The following is a 4,443-nucleotide window of genomic DNA, read 5'->3' as shown; positions in this document are numbered from 1 at the left end:
AGCGGCCCCCGAGGGTTACCGCGTCGAGTTCGGCCGACCCCACAACGGCATCCGTCGTGGTCGGATTAAAGTAGACGGCCACGCCGGCGGGCAGCTCCGGCGACGGCGGAAGCGCGGCTACCGGCGGGACATCCGTCGCAACCAACACCAGCTGGGCCAGCCCCGATTGCCGGACGACGTCCGTCAACGTTACGGCCAGCGTTCCGCCTACCGCCATCAGGCTCTTAAACTCGACATAGCCATTTGCCGCGGTGCCGGCGGACGTCTGGGAAGAAGCCCCGGCAACCGACCAGGTCGTCGAAAAGTTTTCAGGGCTCGAGCTGCGGGCAATGCCTCCGGAAAGATCATAGTACAGGCCGTCATCCAAGCCGGAGAAGGTCAGCGTAACGATATCGTTGTCCGCCCCGGCGGTATAGGCACTCAGGAATCCGTCCGCATAGACCTCCGCATCGCTGTCGTTGATATTGCTCAGCCCGGCGGTCGACGCAACGTTTCCGGAATTATCGAAGGGATTGGTCGCCGTCACCTCCAAGCCGATATCCAAGGGCATGCCGTCCGAATAGCGAACCAGATTGCTGATGGAAAGGTTGCCGCTATTAACGACGTTGTAGTGGCCGGCCGGAACGGTTGTCCCGAAGTCCACGCAGATGACATCGCCGAGCTCGATCGACGGTACGGAAGGGGGAACGGCGGTCAGCGTCAGGCCGGCAACCGTCACGTGCAACGTGTTTCTGGAAACCGTGACCGCCAGGTTTCCGCTTCCATCGGTCGTCAGCCCTTCCAAGGTGCCGTACCCGACGTCCCCGGTCGTGTCCGTGGTAAAGCTTTGGCCATCCGCCGACCAGATGGCATCGAAATTGTCGTTGTCGCTATCGAATCCGCCGGTGAGATCGTAGGCCAGGCGGTCATCCAACCCCGTAAACGTAAGAATAAAATATCCCCCCGGATCAAGCGGTTCGCCGGAGGTGCTATTCGAAAGCAGCCAGTCGCTGTAGACGGTGCTGTCCGTCATCAAGCCGGCCCCCTCGGTTCCCGGACTCGAAGTCGCCCGCCCCGTCGCCTGCCCGGTATGGTTCTGCACGCTGAAGACGACGCCGGACACCGCGTTGCCGCCCGTATCGATCAGGGTTCCGGAAAACGATTCGACGGCACCATCCGCAATCGTGACCTCCGAATAGTTGTTGAAGTTCAGCCCCGCAGCCGGTGCGATCGACCCAAAGTCGATGCCAATGGTTTGCCCCAAAACGATGGACGCCTGGGCCGCGAACGGGAGCGCCAGTCCCAACAATGTGATTAGGATTCTCTTCATCGTTTTCTCCTCCTGTGTCGTTCTGCGCGCGGGAACTCGCAACGGATTTGCGAGCTACGTGGCGCGGATATCCGATCCGCGTTTCCGACCGTTCGGCCATCTCCGCCAACGGAAAACCCGCAACGGATTTGCGAGCTACATTTCCGCTCCTTGGAATTCGGCCAAGAACCAAAAAAAGCCGCCCGGAACAAACGGGCGGCTTTCCCATTCGAAAAACGAACGCTTACAGCATAAACCGGCGGCGGATAACCAGAACCGCGCCACCGAACACCGCAACCAGCCCCAGCGTCGCCGGTTCCGGAATCGCTTCCAGCGTCAGCGCCGACAACACAATCTGAGCGGCACCACCATCGCCAGTTAAGCCCAGATAGAGCTCGCCACCGCTTGAGGTAAGGCCCGTGAACGAACCATAGCCCGCATTGTCACCGCCCGTAGCATCCGTCAGGAAAGTATCGGTAACAGTAGAGAAAGCGTTATCCGAGTAGACATTCCAACGCGTGTCGAAATTACCGTTATCATGATCCCAGCCGGACACAAAGTTATACGTAAGGTTGTCGTCCAAACCGGTGAAGGTGATCAGAAAGAAATCCACATTAGACACCGTCGGTCGGGCAGACTGATCGTTGGAGATGAGGCCATCCCCATACACATCCGTCCCGGCAGCTTCGATTAGACCGCCGTCACCATCGGTACCGCCGGAAAAATCCCATGCAATTTGGCCCGTGGAATTAAGCAGCGTAAAGCCAACGCCGGTCGCGGTACCATCCGACAGTCGGCCGAGATCCGCAATGCCGACCGAGTCAGGGTTGACCGCCTGCTCGTCGGAATCCAACCCCAGTGTCGTAGAATCACCGCCAACACTGATGTGATTCCAGTTGTTGCCGGCAACGACCGCGCCGAAGTCAATCCCAATAACGTCTCCTACGGCAATGTCGGCCTGGACCGCGCACGCGAGGCCCAGCCCCGCCAGTAATCCTATTGTTTTCTTCATGTATTTTCCTTTTTTGTTTGGGGAAGCCCCCATGGGCTTCCCCGGGTTTTTGTTCAGAATGAAAGGTCTATTCCTCGACATAGGAGCGGAAGAACTGCTGGTCCGCCGTAATGTCGTTGGTAACGGAAAGCATGCCGTCGAGCCCGGCGATACCGGTATTGATGCCGGTCCAGGTTCCGGTCACGAGATTATCCGTAGCTTCCACGCCATAGGATGCGCCGGCTTGGCCCTGCCAGCTCAGCACCACCTGGGTTCCGCCCGAAATCACGCCGACGCCCATGGCGCCAATCGCGGTCACCGGTTCTTGATAGGCGGTCAGGGTCAGGGCAGCCAGCACAATCTGAGCGGCGCCACCATCGCCAGTTAGGCCCAGATAGAGCTCTCCGCCGCTGGAGGTAAGGCCCGAGAACGAACCATAGCCCTCATTGTCACCGCCCGTAACATCCGTCAGGAAAGTATCGGTAACATTCGTGAACCCGTTATCGGAGTAGACATTCCAACGCGTGTCGAAATTTGCGTTATCATGATCCCAGCCGGACACAAAGCCATACGTAAGGTTGTCGTCCAAACCGGTGAAGGTGATCAGGAAGAAATCCACTCCTGATACAGTAACGCGGGAAGCTTGATCGTTGGAGATGAGGCCATCCCCATACACATCCGCCCCGGCGGCTTCGATTAGACCGCCGTCACCATCGGTACCGCCGGCAAAATCCCATGCAATTTGGCCCGTGGAATTAACCAGCGTAAAGCCAACGCCCGTTGCGGTACCATCCGACAGTCGGCCGAGATCCGCAATACCGACCGAGTCAGGGTTGACTTCCTGCTCGTCGGAATCCAGCCCCAGTGTAGTCGCATTACCGCCAACACTGATGTGATTCCAGTTGTTGCCGGCAACGACCGCGCCGAAGTCGATGCCGATGGTCCACACTTCAGTCAGATCGGGCGGATCATTGTAGGTGACATCCAACGCCGCATTGGCGGTATTGGTTACGCCGGAACCGGCTTCGGTCCAGACAACAACCAGCGAGGAACTCACGACATCGTCGTGTGCCAGGCCGCCGGGGTCGGTAAAGGTGACCGTGATGTCCGCTGCCGGGGTACCCGTATCCAGGGTAAAGCTTGTCGGCGCGGCGCTGAAACCGGAACCGGCCGATACGGAAACCACTTCGACATCGGTCGAAAGCGTTCCCGCCACAAGCGAGGCGGCGATCGTACCGTTGGTGCCTGCGTCGCCGGCATTCAGAACCAGCGAAAGCGAAGTCGGTGCCAGCGCAAGGCTGCTGGGGACATTGACATAGGTTACGTCCAGCGCCGCTTCGGAGGTGTTGGTTACGCCGGATCCCACCTCGGTCCAGGTAACAACCAGCGTGGAATTGGTGGACTCGCCGTTTGCAAGACCCACGGTCGCGTTGTCGAAGGAAACGGTAATGGCTTCGTTGGTGTTGGCCGTACCCAGCGTGCTGCCGACATAGGACGCACTGAATCCGGTATCCGCCTCCGCGGAAACGATTTCAACATCGGTCGCGCCGGCGCCCGCGAGATAGAGGGCGTTGATCGTGCCGTTGATGCTGGTGTCGGGAGCAACCAGCGTGAGCGAAAGCGTCTTCTGGTCCAACGCAAGCGCGCCGTCGGGGAATGTGACCGCGGAGGTGGCATCAAACGTCACGCCGGCGAGCGAAGCCCCTTGCGTGGCCGCGCGCCGCTGGGCCTCGATGGTAAAGGTTCCGCTGGTTGCGCCGTTGAGATCTACGTCGAAAAAGACCATATTCGCCTGACCGATCGTGTCCACCAGATTGGTCACGGCGGCGGGGGTACCGCCGTCGACCGAAACGCGCAGCCCCGACGGGTTCCAATTTACGTTGTTTGCGTTGCCCGCCATGATACCGATGCGGAATTCGCTCGGCGTGGTTGCATCGATATCGAACTTCAGGATTTTGCACCAGCTTCCGGCGCCGGCCGGCGTATTCGCGGAAGCCACTGCAGAGCGGATGCCCCAGTCCGCGACATCCGCACCGGGAATCTGGGTCGGGTCGTCAATAATCGCGTAGGAGAAGGTCCCCCCCTCGGCCACGCCGTTAAAATTGGCCGCCTGGGAAAACGTTGCCCATTCGGCACCGACTTGGGTGTGGCAGGTAAAATCATT

3 protein-coding genes are annotated in these 4,443 nt (G+C 59.5%); all 3 read right to left on the bottom strand.

From position 1 onward, the window contains the following. Nucleotides 1–1,309: hypothetical protein (locus ABYO54_RS14445; RefSeq protein WP_372808950.1), on the bottom strand; the 1,309-nt coding region annotated here is incomplete at its 3' end. A 223-nt stretch (nt 1,310–1,532) separates the two neighbouring features. Next, nucleotides 1,533–2,300, bottom strand: coding sequence for a PEP-CTERM sorting domain-containing protein (locus ABYO54_RS14440; RefSeq protein ID WP_372808949.1), 768 nt, complete (start codon nt 2,298–2,300; stop codon nt 1,533–1,535). 67 nt (nt 2,301–2,367) lie between these two features. After that, on the bottom strand, nt 2,368–4,443 hold a 2,076-nt coding region (locus ABYO54_RS14435), incomplete at its 5' end, for a beta strand repeat-containing protein (RefSeq protein WP_372808948.1).

Origin of the sequence: Pontiella sp. (assembly GCF_041622395.1) — a bacterium.
Classification (GTDB): Bacteria; Verrucomicrobiota; Kiritimatiellia; order Kiritimatiellales; family Pontiellaceae; genus Pontiella.
Note: the sequence above shows the minus strand (reverse complement) of the source record. Positions and strands in the feature narration are given on the sequence as shown.